Here is an 18602-nt window from a genome sequence, read left to right as displayed (position 1 = left end):
CAGAAACCAGAAAGGCGAGTTTCGGCGCGCCGGGGCGCCTTTGCCATACTCAGTCGAGGGTGATCTTGCCCGCCTTCACGATCTGCCCATAGCGGGTGATGTCACGGTCGATCAGCTTGCGGAACTCCTCTGAGGTGCCTCCCACCGGCACGAAGCCCAGCTCAGTCAGCTTCTTGGCAACGTCCGGGCTGCGGGTTGCCGCGGCGATTTCCTTGGCCATGCGATCGACGACCGGAGCCGGCGTGCCGGCGGGTGCCAGCAGGCCCGTCCACGAACTCATGACAAAGCCCGGGAAACCCGACTCTTCCATGGTCGGGATGTTCGGTTCACCTGGCCAGCGCTTGGCCGACGCCACGGCGAGCACGTTGATCTTGCCAGACTTCACGTGCGGCATCGGCACCAGCAACGGATCGAACGCCACGGAGACCTCGCCCGACACCAGCGCCGGCAGAATCGGCGCGCTGCCGTTGTACGGAATGTGGGTCATCTTGACCTTGGACTCCATCGCCAGGCGCTCACCAGTCAGGTGCGCGGAGCTGCCAACACCGCTCGAGCCGAAGGTCAGTGTGTCGGGGTGCTTCTTGCCGTATGCGACCAGTTCACCAACCGTCTTGACCGGCAACTTCTTGCTGGCGAACAGGAACAACGGCAGTTCCGCCATCTCGGCCACCGGTACCAGGTCCGACGGCTTGTAGCTGAGCTTCGAGTACAGCGACATGTTCGCGCTGTAGGCCGCCAGCACCGACACGAAGGTATAGCCATCCGGCGCGGAGCGCGCCGCGACGCCCACACCCAGCGTGCTGTTCGCACCGGGCTTGTTCTCGATGATGATGGGCTGCCCGATGCTTTGCGCGACCTTCTCGAACACGACGCGCGAAACTGTGTCGGTCGAGCCGCCGGGCGTATAGGGAACGATGACCTTGATCGGTTTGGTCGGCCAGGCATCGGCGGCCATGGCGGCGGAGTGGCCGACGGCCAGGCCAGCGATGGCGACAGCCATCAGTCGTACGGTGCGCGATGCGCGAATGTTGATGCTCAAACTACGTCTCCTGCCCTTGGTTTCAGTGTGCGCCCGCGCGCGTGACGGAAATTCCGTATCGGTATGAACGGGGCGCTTGATTATGCCGGACGCACATATGCAGCGCCCTCAGGCCGACCCTGAAAAACAGCTGTCCCAACAATGCAATGTGCGATAACCGCTCCAGCCCCTCGCGGAGAGACGGGTAGGTGGCACATTGCTACGCTCCGATCGTCGGGCCGGGTGCCGGGGGAATGCCAAGAGCGTCACGACGTCCAGTCCTGCACCGGGTTGCAGGCAAGGTAACGCACCGGCTGCGCAATGCCCAGTCGCAGGCGGGCCGCTTCGATCGGCTCATGTAGCAACTTTTCATAATCCTCACCAAGCAGCCAAGCCGCGCGTCGGCCTATTCGGTAGCCCTCCAGCACCGCCCTCGCGAAGCCCAGGCTGCGGGATACGCGCAGGCTTTTCATGGAGGCCGCGACTGCGATAAAGGCCCATCCCCTACCGCCGGTTTGCGCATAGCTGAATGCCACCAGCGCGGCTTCGCCCAGGCTCTCGTCAGCCCGGTACCCCGTGAGTACATGCCAGATATCGTGGATGTCGCGCGTACGCCGGCCGAACCACAGATAGGCGTCTTCGACGACCGGCTCCTGATCCAGGTTCGATATCCTGGCCAGCCCGTCCGCGCTGTAGCCGGTCCTTTCGATGAACTCGCGATAGGCCGCACCCACCGTTCCCGGCGCGAACCGGGACACATAGTCCGGATCGGCGAGACGCTCCGCCAGTTCAATGCGCTGATACACCATGCGCCGGCCGTCTGGCTTGCTCAGCAGCCGGCTGAAATTCCGCGGCATGGACGGGCCATTGAGCGCTCGCATGATGCGGAACACCTGCTCCGTGTCATTGCTGTCTGCCAGTAGCCTGCGAATAGCCTTGAACGCTGTCAGCACATCCTGCTTGTACGGACTAGAACCGATTGAAGTCGCCATGGGGTGGGCTCCGGTAACAAATTTGCGGGGTGAGGCGGATGCGAGTGCGCCAGGTGTGGAGGAAGAGCAGGATGCCGGTGACAAGCAATACGGCGAGCAACCCTGCGACGACGGCGAGTCCGATGGTCATGGCTGCACCTCGCTGCTTACCCCCGCCGGCTGCGTGCTGTTATCCCGCTGGCTGCGCCGGGTGTCGTCCTGCTTTAGCGTCGGCGCCTGCGTGCCCGGCAGCGGTGTGTCGAACTGCAGCACGCCATCGACGATGCGCCCGTACCGGATCGTGAGCATGTCTTTCAGATAGTTCTGATGCACGCGCCACGGCTTGCGGTTGCCCTGCTTCGGCAGCACGCTGGCCGCGCGTTGCACGTAGCCCGAGGTGAAGTCCAGGAACGGCACGGGCTGCACGTCGGCAGCCCGGCGCGGCATGGCGATGCGGTGCTTGTGACGGTCCATGTAGCGCAGCAGCCGGCAGACGTACTCGGCGGTGAGGTCCGCCTTGAGCGTCCATGACGCATTGGTGTAGCCGAAGGCCAGCACCAGATTGGGCACCTCGCTGAGCATCATGCCCTTGTAGGCCATCGATTCGGCCGGCCGGCGTGGTTGGCCGTCCACGCTGACCGCGATGTCGCCGAGCATGTTCAGCTTCAGCCCGGTGGCGACCACCACGATGTCCGCGGGCAGCATCTTGCCGCTGCGCAGAACGATACCCTCGGCGTTGAAGCGTTCGATCGTGTCGGTGACGATCGCCGCGCGCCCGTCGCGGATTTCGCGGAACAGGTCGCCGTCCGGCACCAGGCACAGGCGCTGATCCCAGGGCATATAGCGGGGCGTGAAATGGGTATCCACATCGAAGCCAGGTGCAAGCTGCGCGGCGGCCATCGCGATCAGCCGCTGCTTGACCCGCTCGGGGCGGCGGCGCGCCAACTGGAAGAAACTCATGCCAAGCAGCACGTTCTTCCAACGCGTCACCGCGTAGGCCAGCTTTTCAGGCAAGACGCGTCGCAATCTGTTGGCGATGGCGTCTTCGCCGGGGCGCGTGACGATATAGGTGGGCGAGCGCTGCAGCATGGTCACGTGGGCCGCGCTTTTTGCCATGGCGGGCACCAGCGTCACCGCCGTGGCGCCGCTGCCGATCACCACCACGCGTTTGCCGGCGTAGTCGAGCGATTCGTCCCAGAACTGCGGATGTACCATGCGGCCCCTGAAGGTTTCCTCGCCGGGAAACGTGGGGCGGTGGCCTTCGGCATAGCGGTAATAGCCGGCGCAAACGTACAGGAAGCGGGCCCGCAGGCGCACGCGGCTGCCGTCCTGGGTGCGCTCCGCTTCCACGGTCCAGCAGGCGCTGCTGCTATCCCAGGCGACGGTGAGCACCTTGTGGCCGAAGCGTATGTGTGGCGTGATGCCGGCTTCTTCGGCCGTCTGGCGGATGTAGGCAAGGATCGAGGGTCCGTCGGCGATGGCCTTGGCCCCCTGCCACGGCTTGAAACGGTAGCCGAGCGTGTACATGTCCGAATCCGAACGGATGCCCGGGTAGCGGAACAGGTCCCAGGTGCCGCCCAGCGCCTGGCGGGCTTCGAGGATGGCGTAGCGCTTGCCGGCGCAGCGTTCCTGCAGGTGCCGCGCGGCACCGATCCCGGACAGGCCGGCGCCTACGATCAGAACATCAAGGACTGCGTCATCAGAATGGGGGGCGGTCATGATGAGAAATCCGGACGAGTGCGGATGAGCGGCGTTTCTGACAAGATAGGTTGTCAAAATTCATCTGGCAATAGGGAATGTCATAATGGCCCCCATGACGACCGAGCTTTCCCCCGCTCGCCGCTATCGCGGCGCCGAAGCCGAAGAACGACGCGCCCAGCGCCGCAGCCAGCTGATTGCCGCGGCTGTCCAGGTCTACGGAGAGCGTGGCTACCAGAACGCCACGGTCAAGGCCGTGTGCGAAGCCGCCGGACTGACTGAGCGCTATTTCTATGAGTCGTTTGCCAATAGCGAGGCGCTTTTGCTGGCGTCGTACGAAACCGTGACGCGCAAATTGCTGCACACTCTGGCGCGGGCAGGCGAGGAAAACGGCGAAAGTGGGGAACAGCGCGCTTTGGCGATGCTACGGGCTTACTTTGGTGCGCTGCAATGCGAGCCTCGCGCGGCGAGGGTCTTCCTGGTCGAAATCCGCGGCGTCAGCAAGCTTGTAGATGAAGCGCTGGCCATTTCGCTTAGCGAGTTTGGTGCACTGCTGGCGCGGACGTTATTGGCTGGTGGACGAGAGGGCCGGGAGTTCGATCCGATGCTGAGCGCCGGCGTGGCCGGCGGGATCGTCCATGTCGCGCTGTACTGGATTCGTAACGGTTATGCGCCCGATGTCGACACCGTGGCCCGTACCGCATTGCAACTGGCGCTTGTGCTGATGTGTCGGCCGGCTTAAGGCCCGCGCGGTCGGGGTCAAGCTACTGCCCGAAACCCCGATACATTCTCCTGCCTCGATCGAGATGGCGCGATTCGAATCGCGCGCAGATTGGTTCGCCCTCCCCTCATTCGAAAGGCCGAAAGATGTCGCCGGCACGGAGCCCTGGACGGGCAGCGGTGCGCGCGACGGCGCACGCTGCCCGCCCGGCTTGCGCGTCAGGCTGGTCCGGCGCCTGCCGCGGGCGCATCGCCGGCCTTGCCGGTCTGGTCGTGCCAGCCGCCGCCCAGGGCCTTGTACAGGTTGACTTCACTGGTCAGCTGTTCGAGCCGGGCTTCGATCAGCAGTTGCTGTGCGTTGTACAGCGAGCGCTGCGCGTCCAGCACGGCAAGGTAGCTGTCGACACCCGTGCGATAGCGCCGGTCGGCCAGACCATAGGCGTCCTGGGCGGCTTCCACGAAGCGGACCTGGGCCTGGAGCTGGCTGGTGTACGTGCCGCGTGCCGCCAGCCCGTCGGCCACCTCGCGGAAGGCGGTCTGCACCGTACGCTCGTACTGGGCGACGTTGACATCCTTCTGGATGGCGGCAAAGTCCAGGCTCGCCCGCAGGCTGCCGGCGGTAAACAGCGGCAGGTTGATCTGCGGCTGGAACAGCCACGTGCCGGAGCCGGCCCCGAACAGGCCCGAAAGCTGCCTGCTGGCGGTGCCTGCCGATGCGGTCAGGCTGATACTGGGGAAGAACGCCGCACGCGCGGCGCCGATATCGGCGTTGGCGGAGCGCAGCCGGTGCTCGGCAGCGAGCACGTCCGGGCGGTTCTGCAGCAGGTCTGAGGGCAGCCCGGCCGGGACATCGGCAAACAGCTTCTGCTCCAGCGGCAGGCCTTCCGGCAGGTCCGCGGGCAGGGACGTGCCGAGCAGCAGCACCAGGGCATTCTGGTCCTGGGCTACCAGCCGGGTATAACGCGCGAGACTCGCGCGTGCGGTTTCCACGGCGGTCTGCGCCTGGCGCAGGTCCAGCCGGGAAGCGATCCCTTCCTCGTAGCTGCGCCGGGTCAGGCCATAACTGCGCTCGTAATTGGCCAGCGTTTCACGGGTGACCTGCAGCAGGGCTTCATCGGCGCGCTGGGTCAGGTAGGCGCTGGCAACGCTCGCCACCAGCGAGATCTGGGCGCTTCGGCGTGCCTCGTCGCTGGCGAAATACTGCTCGAGCGCGGATTCGCTAAGGCTGCGCAGGCGGCCGAACAGGTCGATTTCCCACGCCGTGGTGCCCACCGACACGCCGTACTGGCTGCCGATCATCCGCTGTCCGGTGGTGGACAGGTCGGCGGGAATGCGCTGGCGCGTGCCCAGTGCGGCGGCGCCGACGGCAGGAAACAGGTCGGCGCGCTGGATGCGGTACTGTGCACCGAACGCCTCCACGTTGAGGGCGGTCACGCGCAGGTCACGGTTGTTCTCCAGCGCCAGTTCGATGAGACGGCGCAGCCGCGGATCGGCAAAGAATTCGCGCCAGCCCAGCTCGACCGCGGGCACCTGGCCGGCTTCGGCGTCGGCATCGGCTGGCAGGTAGGCCGGGCCCTGCGGGTAGGCTGCCTCCACCGGCGAGGCCGGCCGCTCGTACTTGGGAATCAGGCTGCAGCCGGCCAGCATGGCCATGGCGGCAGCGCAGAGCAAGGTCTTCTTCATTCGAGCGCGCCTTTTTCCAGGGAGGCGTCATGGGGCTTCGGCCTGCGCTTGCGCCCGAACAGCGAGGTGACGACGACAAAGAACAGCGGCACCCAGAAGATCGCCAGCACCGTGGCAGTGATCATGCCGCCGATCACGCCGGTACCGATGGCATGCTGGCTGCCCGCACCGGCGCCAGTGGACACGGCCAGCGGAAACACGCCGAGCATGAAGGCCAGCGAGGTCATCACGATGGGGCGCAGGCGCAAGCGGCACGCCTCCACGGCGGCCTCGACCAGGTCCTTGCCCTGTTCGTACTCGCTCTTGGCGAATTCCACGATCAGGATGGCGTTCTTCGCGGACAGGCCGATGGTGGTCAGCAGGCCCACCTGGAAGAACACGTCATTGGACAAGCCACGCCCCAGCGTGGCAAGCAGTGCGCCGATCACGCCGAGTGGCACCACCAGCATCACGGAGAACGGAATCGACCAACTTTCGTACAGCGCGGCCAGGCACAGGAACACCACCAGCAGCGAGAGCGCATAGAGCGCCGGCGCCTGCGCGCCCGACAGCCGCTCCTCATAGGACAGGCCGGTCCAGGCATAGCCCACGCCCGGCGGCATCTGCTTCATGATCTCCTCGATCGCCTTCATGGCCTCGCCGGAACTGCGCCCGGGCGCGGGCTCCCCCAGCATTTGCACCGCCGGCACGCCGTTGTAGCGCTGCAGCTTGGGCGAGCCATAGGCCCACTTGCCGTCGGCAAAGGCCGAGAACGGCACCATCTCGCCCTTGTCGTTGCGCACGAACCACTTGTCGATATCGTCCGGGTTCATCCGCGAGTCCGGGCGGCCCTGCACGTAGACGCGCTTGACCCGGCCGCGGTCGATGAAGTCGTTGACGTAGCTGGAACCCCAGGCGATCGACACCGTGCTGTTGATGTCACCCAGCGAGACGCCAAGCGCGCGCGCCTTTTCATCGTCGATCACCAGCTGGTACTGCGGCTGGTCATTCAGGCCATTGGGGCGCACGCGCTGCAGCACCGGGCTTTGCGAGGCCAGCGCCAGGAACTTGTCGCGCGCGTCCATCAGCGCCACGTGGCCAATGCCGGCCTGGTCCTGCAGGTAGAGGTCAAAGCCGGTGGCATTGCCCAGTTCCTGCACCGCGGGCGGAGCGAACGCGAACGACATCGAATCGCGGAAGCTCATGAACTTGCGCTGCGCGCGCGCGGCCAGGTCGAACACGCTGGTGCTCTCCCCGCTGCGCTGCGCCCATGGCTTGAGCAGGATGAAGGCCAGGCCCGAGTTCTGGCCGCGGCCGGCAAAGTTGAAGCCGTTGACAGTAAACAGCGACTCCACCACGCCGCCCTCTTCCTTCAGCAGGTAATCGCGCATCTGGTCGAGCACCTTCTGCGTGCGCTCGGCCGTGGCGCCGGCCGGCGTCTGCACCTGGGCGTACAGCACCCCCTGGTCTTCTTCCGGCAGGAACGACGTGGGGATGCGGGTGAACAGGAAGCCCATCGCCACCACGATGGCCACGTAGATCAGCAGGAAGGGCAGGCGGCGCTTCAGGATGCCTGACACGCTGCGCTCGTAGCCCTGGGTGGTCGCGATGAACTTGCGGTTGAACCAGCCGAAGAAACCGCCCTTGTTCTCGCCATGATCGCCCTTTTCGATGGGCTGGAGCATGGTGGCGCACAGGGCCGGCGTCAGTATCAGCGCGACCAGCACCGACAGCACCATGGACGAGACAATGGTGATGGAGAACTGCCGGTAGATCACGCCGGTCGAGCCGCCGAAGAACGCCATCGGCAGGAACACCGCCGACAGCACCAGCGCAATGCCCACCAGCGCGCCCTGGATCTGGCCCATGGAGCGCCGCGCGGCTTCCTTAGGCGGCAGGCCCTCCTCGGCCATCACGCGTTCGACGTTCTCCACCACGACAATGGCGTCATCCACCAGCAGCCCGATGGCCAGCACCATGCCGAACATGGTCAGCGTGTTGATGGTGTACCCGAACGCGGCCAGCACGCCGAAGGTGCCGAGCAGCACCACCGGCACGGCGATGGTGGGGATCAGCGTGGCGCGGACGTTCTGCAGGAACAGGTACATCACCAGGAACACCAGCACGATGGCTTCCATCAGCGTCTTGACCACTTCGTGGATGGAGCCCGAGATCACCGGCGAGGTGTCATACGGGTAGACCACCTTCATCCCGGGCGGGAAGAAAGGCTCCAGCCCGTCCAGCGTCTTGCGGATGGCGCGCACGGTTTCCAGCGCGTTGGCCCCCGCGGCCAGCCGCACGGCAATGCCCGAGGCCGCCTGGCCGTTGTATTGCGCGTTGATGTTGTAGTCCTGCCCGCCCAGGCCCACCTCCGCCACGTCCTTCAGGCGCACCTGCGAGCCGTCGGGGTTGACCTTGAGCAGGATGTTGCCGAACTGCTCGCTGGTCTGCAGCCGGGTCTTGCCGATCACGCTGGCATTGAGTTGCTGGCCCCGCACCGCCGGCAGGCCGCCAAGCTGGCCGGAGGCCACCTGGACGTTCTGCGCCCTGATGGCGCTGCTCACGTCCAGCGGCGTGAGCTGGTAGCTGTTGAGCCGGGCCGGGTCGATCCACACCCGCATGGCGTACTGCGCGCCGAACACCTGGAAGTCGCCCACCCCGTAGGTGCGCGAAAGCGGGTCCTGGATACTCGAGACGATGTAGTTCGACAGGTCTTCCCGCGTGACCTTGGGGTCAGTGGAAATCAGGCCCACGATGACCAGGAAGTTGCGCACCGACTTGGTCACGCGGATGCCTTGCTGCTGCACTTCCTGCGGCAACAGGGGCTGCGCAAGGGCCAGCTTGTTCTGCACCTGCACCTGGGCAATATCCGGATTGGTGCCTTGCTCGAAGGTCACCGTGATCGTCATGTTGCCGTCGGCGTTGCTTTCCGAGGAGATGTAGCGCAGGCGGTCCAGGCCGTTGAGCTGCTGCTCGATCACCTGCACCACGGTGTCCTGCACCGTCTCGGCGGAGGCACCGGGGTAGTTGACCGAGATGGCGATGGTGGGCGGCGCGATGGCCGGATACTGGCTGATGGGCAGCGCGCGGATCGACAGCACGCCGGCCAGCATGATGACCAGGGCGATCACCCACGCGAAGATGGGCCGATCGATAAAGAAATTGGACATGGATACTCCCTCGCCCTGGCAGTGCGCTCAGGGCTTGGCCGCGGACGGGGCAGACGCGGCGGCCACCGGGGCGCCTGCGGCGGTCCCGGCCTGGGCTACGCGCACTTTCGCCCCGGGCCGCACGAACTGCAGGCCTTCCACGATGACGCGGTCGCCCGCCCCGAGGCCGTCGGAAACCAGCCACTTGTCGCCAACGGCGCGGTCGGTGCGGATCTGGCGCAGTTCCACCTCGTCCCTGGCATTGACCACCAGCGCCGTGGCCTGGCCCTTGAGGTCGCGCGTCACACCCTGCTGGGGCACGAGCAAGGCATTGGTCTTCACGCCTTCACGCAGGCGGGCATGGACGAACATGCCCGGCAGCAGCTCATGGCGCGGGTTGGGAAACACTGCGCGCAGCGTCACCGAGCCGGTGCCCTGGTCCACGGCCACTTCGGAGAACTCCAGGCGGCCGGTTTCGGGATAGCGGGTACCGTCTTCGAGCACCAGGCTGACCTGGGCAGCGTTGGCGCCGGCACTTTGCAGCGCACCATTGGCCAGCTCGCGCCGCAGCCGCAGCAGGGAGGCAGAGGGCTGCGTCACGTCGACGTAGATCGGGTCAAGCTGCTGCACCACCGACAGCGCGGTAGCCTGGCCGTTGGTGACCAGCGCACCTTCCGTCACATTCGAGCGCCCGATACGCCCGGAAATCGGTGACAGCACCTTGGTATAGCGCAGGTTGATCTGGGCGCGGTCCACCGCAGCCTGCGCCTGCAGCCAGGCGGCCCTGGCCTCGTCGTGCTGCTGCTTGCTGACCGCCTCGTCACCGACCAGACGCCCGTACCTCTCTGCCAGCAGGCGGGCGGATTCCAGCGTCGCCCTCGCGCTCTTGTAGGTGGCCTCGTAGGTGGACGGGTCGATCTGGTAGAGCTGCTGGCCCTGCGTGACGTCGCTGCCCTCCTTGAACAGGCGGCGCAGGATGATGCCGTCCACCTGCGGCCTGACTTCGGCAATGCGGAACGCCGTGGTGCGCCCCGGCAGCTCAGTATCCAGCGTCAGTGGCTCGGTCTTGAGCGTGACCACGCTCACTTGCGGTGGCGGCGGGGCTGCGGCCTCTTTCTTGCCGCTGCATCCGGCAAGCATTGACATGGCGATGGCCAGCGTGACCGGAACCCAGGCGCTGCAGCCGCGTGATCGTTGCATTACGATTTCCTGCGTAAGAATCAAGGCCGAGTCAAAATGTCACCGGCAAACCGGTTGACCAGCGCCAGAGCGGAACAGCGAGCCAAAGCAAGCGCCATGCCCGCCTTGCGCCAGCGCCAGTTGCAGACGTAGTCGAGAAGTCTATCGCGACTCGAAGAAATGGTTCGGCCGATTATCGGCTACCCATATTTCAAAAACTTTCAAACACCCACGAGGGCTGCCAGCGGCTCCCAGCGGCGCCCGCCAGCACGGCCGTGAAGCCTTCGTAAAAGGAGAACCGCATGAGTCGTCTGACCGCCAAGGAATTCCATCCCGAACTGCTTGAGCTCTACGACGGTTACGTGCATGGCCGGCTCAGCCGGCGCGACTTTCTCGACCGCGCGGCGAAATTCGCCGTTGGAAGCCTGACCGCCACCGCTATCCTCGCTTCACTGAGCCCCGACTATGCGCTGGCCCAGCAAATCGCGTTCACTGATCCGGACATCCTTGCCGAGTACATCCGCTATCCCTCCCCGAACGGCCATGGAGAGGTGCGCGGCTATCTGGTGCGCCCCACCAGGGTGGCCAAGCCGGTGCCCGGTGTGGTCGTGGTACACGAGAACCGGGGCCTCAATCCCTATGTCGAGGACGTCGCGCGACGTGTGGCAAAGGCCGGTTTCGTAGCGCTGGCGCCGGACGGCCTGAGCTCGGTCGGCGGCTATCCAGGCAATGACGACAGGGGCCGGGTGCTGCAGCAGCAGGTCAACCCGCAGAAGCTCATGGACGATTTTTTTGCAGCCATTGAATACCTTCGGGCCGGCAACCTCACCACAGGCAAAGTCGGCATCACCGGCTTCTGCTATGGCGGTGGCGTCTGCAATGCCGCGGCGATGGCCTACCCGGAACTGGCTGCGGCGGTGCCGTTCTACGGCCGCCAGGCCAAGGCCGAGGACGTTCCACGCATCAAGGCACCGTTGCTATTGCACTTTGCCGAGACCGATCCGAACGTCAATGCCACGTGGCCTGCCTACGAGGCGGCGCTGAAAGCCAACGGCAAGACCTACGAGGCACACATCTACCGAGGCACCCACCACGGCTTTCACAATGACTCCACGCCACGCTACGACGAGGCAGCCGCCAGGCTGGCGTGGGACCGGACTATCGCCTGGTTCCGGCGCTACCTGGTCTGACCAAAGGGGCTCCGCGACGAACGGCATGAGCAAAGACACCCGGCCATGCCGGAAGGCACCAGGCATTTTTCGTGGAAGGGCCGTTACGTTCGATAGGATCAGCGTGACGGCCGCCTGCCCAGGTGCTACGCCTCCACGTAGCCCTTGCGCAGTTTCTCCGCCACCAGCTTGTCCATTTCACGCCGGGCCCGCTCGGCGCTGTCGAACGCCTTCACGCCGGTCTGTCCTGCACTGCCGATGCGGCCGTAGGTGACGGAGAGCTCCGCCCCGTGCACGCTGGCGCGCCAGAATTTGCGCGACGTGCCCTGCTCGAAGCGCAGCATCCGCACAAGCTCAGCTTGCGCAGCCGATGCCGTCGCCGCATCCGTCCGGGCTTCCGTTGACGCCTCAGCCGTGGACGTCGCGCCCTGCACCGCGGCCGGCATCGTCAACGGCGCCGACATCTCGATCTCGACGTCCAACGCGCGATCCTCGCCATCGGCCAGCATGGCCTCGATGCGGGCCAGCACTGCGTCCCGATCGTCGAGCCAGTCCTTGCCGGGGATGTCCAGCACCCGCCAGCCGAAGCTGCGCAGGATGCCGGGGCGGAACACATAGCGCTCGGCGGTGTCCGTCACCGCCTCGGACGGCGTATCGAGCAGGATTGCCAGCGCGTAGCCTTGACCCGACGGATCGGCGATAGCCAGGTCGCAGCGGAACTGCGAGCGGCCGACGTTGGCGTGCACCTGGTGGCCGCGCGCACGCAGCGCCTCGGCCAGTGCGTCGCGGATGCTGTCCGGCGTGGCCTCGCGCGTGAAGGCGTCGCGCGCGCCCGGGGTCAGCGCACCGAGCACCGACTGGGCGCGCTCGAACTGGCCGCGCGCGCTGGCCTGCGCGAACTGCAGGAAGGCGCGCAGCGCGGCCGCGCCGTCGTTGTGCACGTTGGTGATCGCCTCGGCCTGGATCGTCGATACCACCGCCATCCGATGACGCGCGCGGCTGAAGATCACGTTCAGGCGCTTCTCGCCGCCGCGCTGGTTGATCGGGCCGAAGTTCATCAGCATCTTGCCGTCCGGCCCGGGCGCGTAGCAGATGCTCAGGATGATGACGTCGCGCTCGTCGCCCTGGACGTTCTCCAGGTTCTTGACGAACAGGCCGTTGAACTGATCGTCATCCTCGCGCACGTACTCGCGCTCGAGGCGCATCGCAAAGTCCGCGTCCTCGGCAGCCAGCGCCTCGAGCGCCGACTCGATGGCGCCCTGCTGCGCCTCGGAAAATGCCACGATGCCGAGGCTCAGCCCGGTCTCGCGGCGCAGCAACTCGCGCACGGTCCGGGCGATGTAGCTCGCCTCCGGCGCATTGCGGCGGTCCGCGTAGATGCCGTCGGCCAGCCGGTGGAAGCTGACCGGCCGCGCCAGCAGCGCCTCCGCGCCCGCGATGCCGGCATCCGCCTGGTCCGAGCGCAATGGCTCGGCCTCGTCCTCGGCCTGTTCCAGCAAACGGTCGGGGATGGTGACGAGGCGCCCGTCGTAGAAGGCGGCGTTGGAAAAGCTGATCAGCGACTCATGACGGCTGCGGTAATGCCACGCCAGCAGCGTAGCGGGCAGGTTGCGCGCGGCCTGGTTCAGCAGGCTGTCCGAATCGAGGTTGATCGCGATGCGTTCGCCCTCTTCTTCCACGACGATCTCGTCGCCGCCCTCGGCGCCGCCGGCCGTGAAGAAGCTCGTCGGCGGCAGCTGCATCTCGTCGCCGACCACCACCACCTGGCTTGCGCGGCTCAGCGCGGGCACGGCCTCCTCGGTCGGAATCTGGCTGGCCTCGTCGAAGATCACCACGTCGAACAGGTCCGGCGACAGCGGCAGCGTGTCGGACACCGACAGCGGACTCATCAGCCAGATCGGCTTGAGATCGTTGATGACGATGCCGGTCTCGTCGTCGGAGAGATCGCGGATCGAGCGGTGGCGCATGCTCTTGCCGAACTCATGCTCCAGTTCGCGGCGGCCCGTTGCGTATTGTTTCTTGAACGCCTTGCCGTCGGCGTCCAGCATCGTGGCCGACAGCGAGGACACGCGCACGTGCTCGGCGAACTGCTCGTGCCGCATGGCGCGCACCACTTGGGCGTTCAGCGCGAGCAGCTCGCGCTGCCCCTGCGCCACGGCGCGCGCGGCCTGCGCCAGCGCCGCGCCGCCGAAGCGCGCCAGCACCGGGTTCTCGCGCGCGAGACGCCGTAGCGCCTCGTCGGCCACCAGTGCCTCCAGTTCCGCCGGTGCGTGATCGAGCCATTGCAGCGTGGCGGCGCAGGCGGGGTCGCCCGCATGCACCGCGCGCAAGAGCGGCAACAGGTCTGGCAAGTCATCCAGCGCCTCACGCAGGTCGCGCAGCAGTTCGGCGATGTCGCCGAGGCGCGCGTCGGCGGCCAGCATCAGCCCCTCGCGCACACGCTGCGCGAGCTTCTCCAGCGCCTCGCGCGCACCGGCCTCGGCGCGTGCCGCCGCAACCGGATCGACGGCCTGGCGCAAATGCGCGACCAGTTCGCGCGGGCCTGCGCCCGACTGCAGGCGCTGCTCGAGTTCGCCGAGCGCGCGCAGGAAGGCCTGCATCTCGCTCACGCCGTAGCGCCGGCGGCTGTCGGCATCGGCCGCCGCCAGCGCCGCGCTCGCGGCGTGCTCGGCGGCCAGCGTTTCAAGCACCTTGCCGTAGCCCGGATGGACGGCGTGCTTGCCGAAGTCATAGCGGCGCTTCAGTTCGCCGCGCAGCCGCCACCAGGCGGGCTGCAGCCAGCGCGCGAACGACGGCTCCAGCTGCCGGGCGAGCGCCAGCGCCGATTCGGTATCGCCGGGGCTCAGCTTGTCTTGCCAGTTCGACGTTGCGGCTAGCGCGTCGGCGAGTACCTGCGCGCGCGTCTCCAGGTCCGCGCGGACCTCGCGCAGCGCGCCTTGCGCCGGCGAGGCCGGATCGAGCAGGTCCAGGTGTGCGGCGAGGCCCGTGTCGAGCAGCCACTGGCTGTCGGCGGCAATCGCGCGTGCCTGTTCCAGCGCGGTGTCCTGGCCGGTCAGGCTCGCGGTACTGTCCAGCAGCGGGTCGAGCGCATCGAACAGCGCCTCGGTGTCATGGCAAAGCTGCTCGGCGCGGCCATACGCGCGCTCGTCGGCCAGCAGCTGCGGGGACAAGCGCGCGAACGGATGCGCGGCCAGGCTGTCGAGACCGAAGCGCTCGCGCATCGCGCGGTGCACGCGGTGCGCGAGATCGCGCTGACGGTCCCATGCGGCCAGCGCCGGCAGGCGCTCGCGCATGGCGGGCCCGGCGTCCGGCACGGCAGGCAGCGCGGTGACGCGGCGCAGCAGCGCACGCACGCTGTCGCCGAGCGCCTCGGGCGCGGCGGCCATCGCCGACTCGAACGCGTCGATACGCTGCTGGTGCGCGGCCAGCGCCTCGGCCACCTGCGTGCGGCGCGCCGCCAGCGCGTCGCCGTCGTGCGGCTGCGCGATCCACTGCTCGTAGCAGGCGCGCAGGTCGGCGATGAAGGCCTTCTTGTCGGTCTGCGAATCGTGGATCAGGCAGCACAGCGAGTCCAGCCCGCTTTGCTTGAGCCGATGGAACACCACGTCGAGCGCGGCGCGCTTCTCGCAGACGAACAGCACGCGCTTGCCGCGTCCGGCGTAGTCGGCGATCAGGTTCGTGATGGTCTGCGACTTGCCCGTGCCCGGCGGGCCCTGGATGATGAAGCTGCGCTGGCTGCGCGCGAGGCCGACCGCGGCGTTCTGCGTCGCGTCGGCCGCCACCACGTTCCATTGCTCGGCCGGTGCGAGCGGCGCGGGCGCTGCCGTCTCCACGTCGCGCGGATCGATCGAGAACACGCGGTCGAACGCCGGATTGGCGCCGGGCTCGTCCAGCAACTGCGCGTAGTCGCGCACCAGCGACATCTTGCGGTAGTTGAAGTTGGCGAGCGTCACCTGCGTCAGGTCCAGGTCCCAGGCATAACGGTGGCCCTCGGACTCCTCGAGCACGTAGCCCTGGCGCTCTTCGCTTTGCGCGGTGACGGGACCGCTCATGTGTGGCTGGCGCGGACCGGCGCCCGCTGTGGCTCCCGGTGCGGCCCCCGCCTCGAAGCGCTGCGGCAGCTCGCTCGGCCGCACCCAATGCTCGAACAGCGCGCGTCCCAGCGGCCGGTAGTCGTCCCGCGCATAGCTGTACGGCGGCAGCCAGCCGCCGGTGCGCGCGGCAGCCGTGCCCGGCCTGCGGCGCTGGAACTGCTGCATCCGCTGCAGCGCCTTCTGCCGCACGAGCCGCACCGCGGCTTTGTCGACCAGGCGCAGCTCCACCGAGGGCTCGGAGCGGCGAATCTGCGCAAGGATGTCGGCATGGATCTCCTCGAGCGAGGTCTTGCCCAGATCCACGGTCTCGTCCAGGCGGATGTCGTACAGCTGGCTCAGGTAGTGGCGCAGCACCGGGTTGAACTCGGCCTCGCCGCCCGCGCACTGGATCACGTACTGGTCGCGCACGCCCTTGCGTTTGACCAGCTCCACCGGCAGCCATAGCAGCGGCGTGACGATGCGCTCGTCCGGCGCCTCCTTCAGGTTGTGCCAGCGCAGGAACGCCACCACCAGACGCAGGTTGCTGAAGCCGTATTCGGCGCAGTCGCGGCGGGTCTCGGCGATCAGGCGGTCCAGTGACGCCGGCAGGTATGGCTGGTCGTCGAAGCGCAGCCATTGCTGCAGCGACACCGGCTTGCCCGCCACCAGGTCGGCGGCGAACGGTCCGCCCCAGGTGCAGATGTGCTCGGGCCGCACGCTTTCGATCTGCAGCATCAGCGGCACGCTGGCCACGGTGACGTTGACGCTGGCCGCGGTCGGACGGAAGTGCAGCAGGCGGTTGCGCCGCGAGAGATCGAACAGGCGGTCGCGCAGGTGCGTGAGCACGGCGGCGCGGCGCGGCGTCGCGCCGGCCGTGCCGGCCAGCACACGCTCCACGTCCAGGCCCAGCGGCTGCTCGCGCCACGTGCGCAGCCGGGTCGCCTGCGCGGCGACATCGGTCGCGCGGTCGTGGCGGTTGATCTCGGTCATCTCGACGATCACCGCCGCGACGATCGGATGCAACCGCTCGTGCAACAGGAACAGGTTGCGGCGATGCGCCACGAAGCTGCGCAGGTCGTCCTCGTCAGTGAAATCCAGACCGCAGGCCAGGCTCGCGAGCACCATGCCGAGCAGGAAGACGTCGCCGATCTCGTCGTGGTGGCCAACGAGCCGTTCCCAGCTGGCCAGGCCGGGCAGGTAGACCGGGCGCTCGACGGGCGCCGTCGCGTCAAGCTGCAGCGCCAGGTCGGTCTGGTCGCGCTGTCCGTCGTCGGCGTGGCCAAGCTGCAGCGCGCCGACAATGTTCAGGCCCGAGGCCGGATGCGGCTGCACGCGATGCACCGCGCCGATGTCCATGACGGGCGCCTCGCCATCGGGCCGGCGCAGGCGCAGTGCGCCATCCTCGTCCACCAGGATGCTGTCGGGATCGAGCGGGGCCACCCTGCCCTGCGCGTGCAGCGCGGCGACCTGCGCGAACAGCGGCAGCACCAGCACCAGGACGTCGTCGGTGGGCAGCGCCGCACCCGCCTGTGCGTCGATCAGCGCGCGCAGCGTGCGCGGCTCGACGCTGTTGGTCGTACCGGGGATCGTGTTCGTGCCGTGGGTCGTGCTGTCAGTCATGCCCGGCCCTCCCTGGCCAGTTGGCGGTGGGGTTGGCGCTGCAGTTGGCGATGGTAGCGGTCCAGCTCGCGCTTGCCGAAGCCGGCGTCGCGGCGCAGGTTGCCTTGCAGCGCTTCCAGGCTGCCGAGTGCCTGCGCCACCTGGCCGGCGCGCAGCAACGCCGCGTCCTGCTGGTCGGGGTCGGCGAGCGCCAGGTCCATCATCAGCGCGTTGAGGTAGCCGCGCACGCTGTCGTCGGCCACGTCCTGCCCCAACCCTTCGGGCCCGATCGCCGATTCGTCGTCGCGCCAGTCGGGGAACATCATCCGCACCTGCGCGAGCACCGACTCGCTCGCCAGCGCCGTGCCGGCGAGGAAGTGGGCGAGGAAGCCGCGCGTCAGCGCCTGCAGCCGGACCTGCCCCGGCAAGTCCAGCTTCTCCAGCGCCAGCGGGCCATGCAGGCGGGTTTCGATCCACGGATCGAGATCGGCCGCACCCTCCCACCACAGCGCCAGCGCGCGGGCTCGGATGAAGGTTTCGGGATGGCTGTGGGCGGCGCTCGCGCCCGCTTCGTGGGATTCGATCTCGGCCGCCTGGCGCAGGTAGGCGGCCGCGTCCACGCTGCCCATGCCGGTCTGCACCTTGACCAGTGTCGACACGGCCGGCGCCACCGCGCCGGCGGCCACGGCGCCGCCGCGGTCGGCGAACAGCTCGGTGTGCAGCGCGTAGCGGCGCCAGGTCTCGCGATGGCTGGCGCTGGCGCCGGGCGCGGCCAGCGCGTCGTTCAGGATGCGGTCGGCCACCAGGAACTGGCCGTCGTCGCGCGACCACAGCAGGTAGTGGGCCAGCTCGTGGCCGAGCACCGCCAGCAGCTCCGGCGGCGACAGCCGTTCCAGCAGCGGCCCCTGCAGGACGATGTGGACCTCGCCGGGCACGTAGACCAGCGAGGCGTTCATGTCCTGGCCAGGGGACTGGTAGAGCGTCGCGCGCGCGTCGATGCCGAGCCGCGCCATCGCCTCGGCCAGCGCCGCGTGCACGTCGGCATGCGCGTCCGCCTCGATGCGGTAGGTGTCGCGCAGCAGCATCGAGCGCAATGCCTCGCGGTGATCGGCGCCGGTCGCGCGGGCGCCGGCCCAGCGCCAAACCTCGGGCTCGTGGCGACGCAGGTAGTCGAGCACCGTTGCGTGATAGGCCAGCGGCACCAGCGCGCCGCGATCCGGGGCGTGAGAGTCCATGCGGGACGTTCCAGGGTTGCGTGGTAGCGGATTCTACAGGGGGACGATCGGCCAGGGGATCGTCCGCCAAAGCCTCCCGGACAGACGGACCCGCTTGCCGCTCGGTGTAAACTCCCGCATCGGCTGATC

General features: G+C 67.6%; 11 protein-coding genes. 2 read left to right on the top strand and 9 right to left on the bottom strand.

Features of this window, described 5'->3' with window-relative positions:
* Positions 1-49 precede the first annotated feature (49 nt).
* The 4 genes from ABNX08_RS10285 to ABNX08_RS10270 all read right to left on the bottom strand — a co-directional run bounded on the left by ABNX08_RS10285 (position 50) and on the right by ABNX08_RS10270 (position 3708).
* Positions 50-1000 carry a tripartite tricarboxylate transporter substrate binding protein gene (locus tag ABNX08_RS10285; protein WP_349607262.1) on the bottom strand — a complete coding sequence of 317 codons (951 nt, stop codon included), beginning with the start codon at positions 998-1000 and terminating at the stop codon, positions 50-52.
* A gap of 284 nt (positions 1001-1284) precedes the next feature.
* Positions 1285-2010 (bottom strand): Coq4 family protein, encoded by a 726-nt coding sequence (locus ABNX08_RS10280; protein WP_022535126.1) that lies wholly within the window; start codon positions 2008-2010, stop codon positions 1285-1287.
* A complete protein-coding gene (locus ABNX08_RS10275; RefSeq protein WP_022535125.1) occupies positions 1988-2140 on the bottom strand; it encodes a hypothetical protein in 153 nt (50 codons plus the stop codon). Before ABNX08_RS10275 ends, ABNX08_RS10280 begins: the two co-directional genes overlap by 23 nt.
* Positions 2137-3708 carry an NAD(P)/FAD-dependent oxidoreductase gene (locus ABNX08_RS10270; protein ID WP_349607220.1) on the bottom strand — a complete coding sequence of 524 codons (1572 nt, stop codon included), beginning with the start codon at positions 3706-3708 and terminating at the stop codon, positions 2137-2139. The genes ABNX08_RS10275 and ABNX08_RS10270 overlap by 4 nt, the downstream gene beginning before the upstream one ends.
* Before the next feature lie 85 nt (positions 3709-3793).
* Between ABNX08_RS10270 and ABNX08_RS10265 the strand changes: the two genes are divergently transcribed.
* Positions 3794-4429, top strand: coding sequence for a TetR/AcrR family transcriptional regulator (locus tag ABNX08_RS10265; RefSeq protein ID WP_022535123.1), 636 nt, complete (start codon positions 3794-3796; stop codon positions 4427-4429).
* Between the two features lie 197 nt (positions 4430-4626).
* Here ABNX08_RS10265 and ABNX08_RS10260 read toward each other — a convergent pair whose 3' ends face one another.
* The 3 genes from ABNX08_RS10260 to ABNX08_RS10250 are packed head-to-tail and all read right to left on the bottom strand — an operon-like array spanning position 4627 to position 10418.
* On the bottom strand, positions 4627-6090 hold the full coding sequence (locus ABNX08_RS10260; protein ID WP_349607221.1) for an AdeC/AdeK/OprM family multidrug efflux complex outer membrane factor: 1464 nt from the start codon (positions 6088-6090) through the stop codon (positions 4627-4629).
* Positions 6087-9239 carry an efflux RND transporter permease subunit gene (locus tag ABNX08_RS10255; RefSeq protein ID WP_022535121.1) on the bottom strand — a complete coding sequence of 1051 codons (3153 nt, stop codon included), beginning with the start codon at positions 9237-9239 and terminating at the stop codon, positions 6087-6089. The genes ABNX08_RS10260 and ABNX08_RS10255 overlap by 4 nt, the downstream gene beginning before the upstream one ends.
* 27 nt (positions 9240-9266) lie before the next feature.
* Positions 9267-10418, bottom strand: coding sequence for an efflux RND transporter periplasmic adaptor subunit (locus ABNX08_RS10250; RefSeq protein ID WP_022535120.1), 1152 nt, complete (start codon positions 10416-10418; stop codon positions 9267-9269).
* A gap of 281 nt (positions 10419-10699) precedes the next feature.
* Between ABNX08_RS10250 and yghX the strand changes: the two genes are divergently transcribed.
* A complete protein-coding gene (gene yghX / locus ABNX08_RS10245; protein WP_022535118.1) occupies positions 10700-11587 on the top strand; it encodes a YghX family hydrolase in 888 nt (295 codons plus the stop codon).
* Between the two features lie 125 nt (positions 11588-11712).
* On the opposite strand, the gene ABNX08_RS10240 is transcribed toward yghX, so the two are convergent.
* Together ABNX08_RS10240 and ABNX08_RS10235 are read right to left on the bottom strand one after the other, a co-directional pair.
* Complete coding sequence (locus ABNX08_RS10240; protein WP_349607222.1) at positions 11713-17259, bottom strand: AAA domain-containing protein; 5547 nt, start codon at positions 17257-17259, stop codon at positions 11713-11715.
* Positions 17256-18473 (bottom strand): M48 family metalloprotease, encoded by a 1218-nt coding sequence (locus ABNX08_RS10235; RefSeq protein WP_349607223.1) that lies wholly within the window; start codon positions 18471-18473, stop codon positions 17256-17258. Before ABNX08_RS10235 ends, ABNX08_RS10240 begins: the two co-directional genes overlap by 4 nt.
* Positions 18474-18602: the final 129 nt, after the last annotated feature.

The organism is Cupriavidus sp. DF5525, assembly GCF_040149425.2.
GTDB lineage: Bacteria > Pseudomonadota > Gammaproteobacteria > Burkholderiales > Burkholderiaceae > Cupriavidus > Cupriavidus pickettii_A.
This window is presented reverse-complemented; position numbering and strand designations above follow the sequence as displayed.

What these genes read in the sequence shown, in the direction of transcription:
- ABNX08_RS10235 (WP_349607223.1), bottom strand. Translation starts at nt 18,473, where the DNA reads ATGGACTCTCACGCCCCGGATCGCGGCGCGCTGGTGCCGCTGGCCTAT.
- ABNX08_RS10270 (WP_349607220.1), bottom strand. Translation starts at nt 3,708, where the DNA reads ATGACCGCCCCCCATTCTGATGACGCAGTCCTTGATGTTCTGATCGTA.
- ABNX08_RS10285 (WP_349607262.1), bottom strand. Translation starts at nt 1,000, where the DNA reads ATGGCTGTCGCCATCGCTGGCCTGGCCGTCGGCCACTCCGCCGCCATG.
- ABNX08_RS10265 (WP_022535123.1), top strand. Translation starts at nt 3,794, where the DNA reads ATGGCCCCCATGACGACCGAGCTTTCCCCCGCTCGCCGCTATCGCGGC.
- ABNX08_RS10280 (WP_022535126.1), bottom strand. Translation starts at nt 2,010, where the DNA reads ATGGCGACTTCAATCGGTTCTAGTCCGTACAAGCAGGATGTGCTGACA.
- ABNX08_RS10250 (WP_022535120.1), bottom strand. Translation starts at nt 10,418, where the DNA reads ATGCAACGATCACGCGGCTGCAGCGCCTGGGTTCCGGTCACGCTGGCC.
- ABNX08_RS10275 (WP_022535125.1), bottom strand. Translation starts at nt 2,140, where the DNA reads ATGACCATCGGACTCGCCGTCGTCGCAGGGTTGCTCGCCGTATTGCTT.
- ABNX08_RS10240 (WP_349607222.1), bottom strand. Translation starts at nt 17,259, where the DNA reads ATGACTGACAGCACGACCCACGGCACGAACACGATCCCCGGTACGACC.
- ABNX08_RS10260 (WP_349607221.1), bottom strand. Translation starts at nt 6,090, where the DNA reads ATGAAGAAGACCTTGCTCTGCGCTGCCGCCATGGCCATGCTGGCCGGC.
- ABNX08_RS10255 (WP_022535121.1), bottom strand. Translation starts at nt 9,239, where the DNA reads ATGTCCAATTTCTTTATCGATCGGCCCATCTTCGCGTGGGTGATCGCC.
- yghX (WP_022535118.1), top strand. Translation starts at nt 10,700, where the DNA reads ATGAGTCGTCTGACCGCCAAGGAATTCCATCCCGAACTGCTTGAGCTC.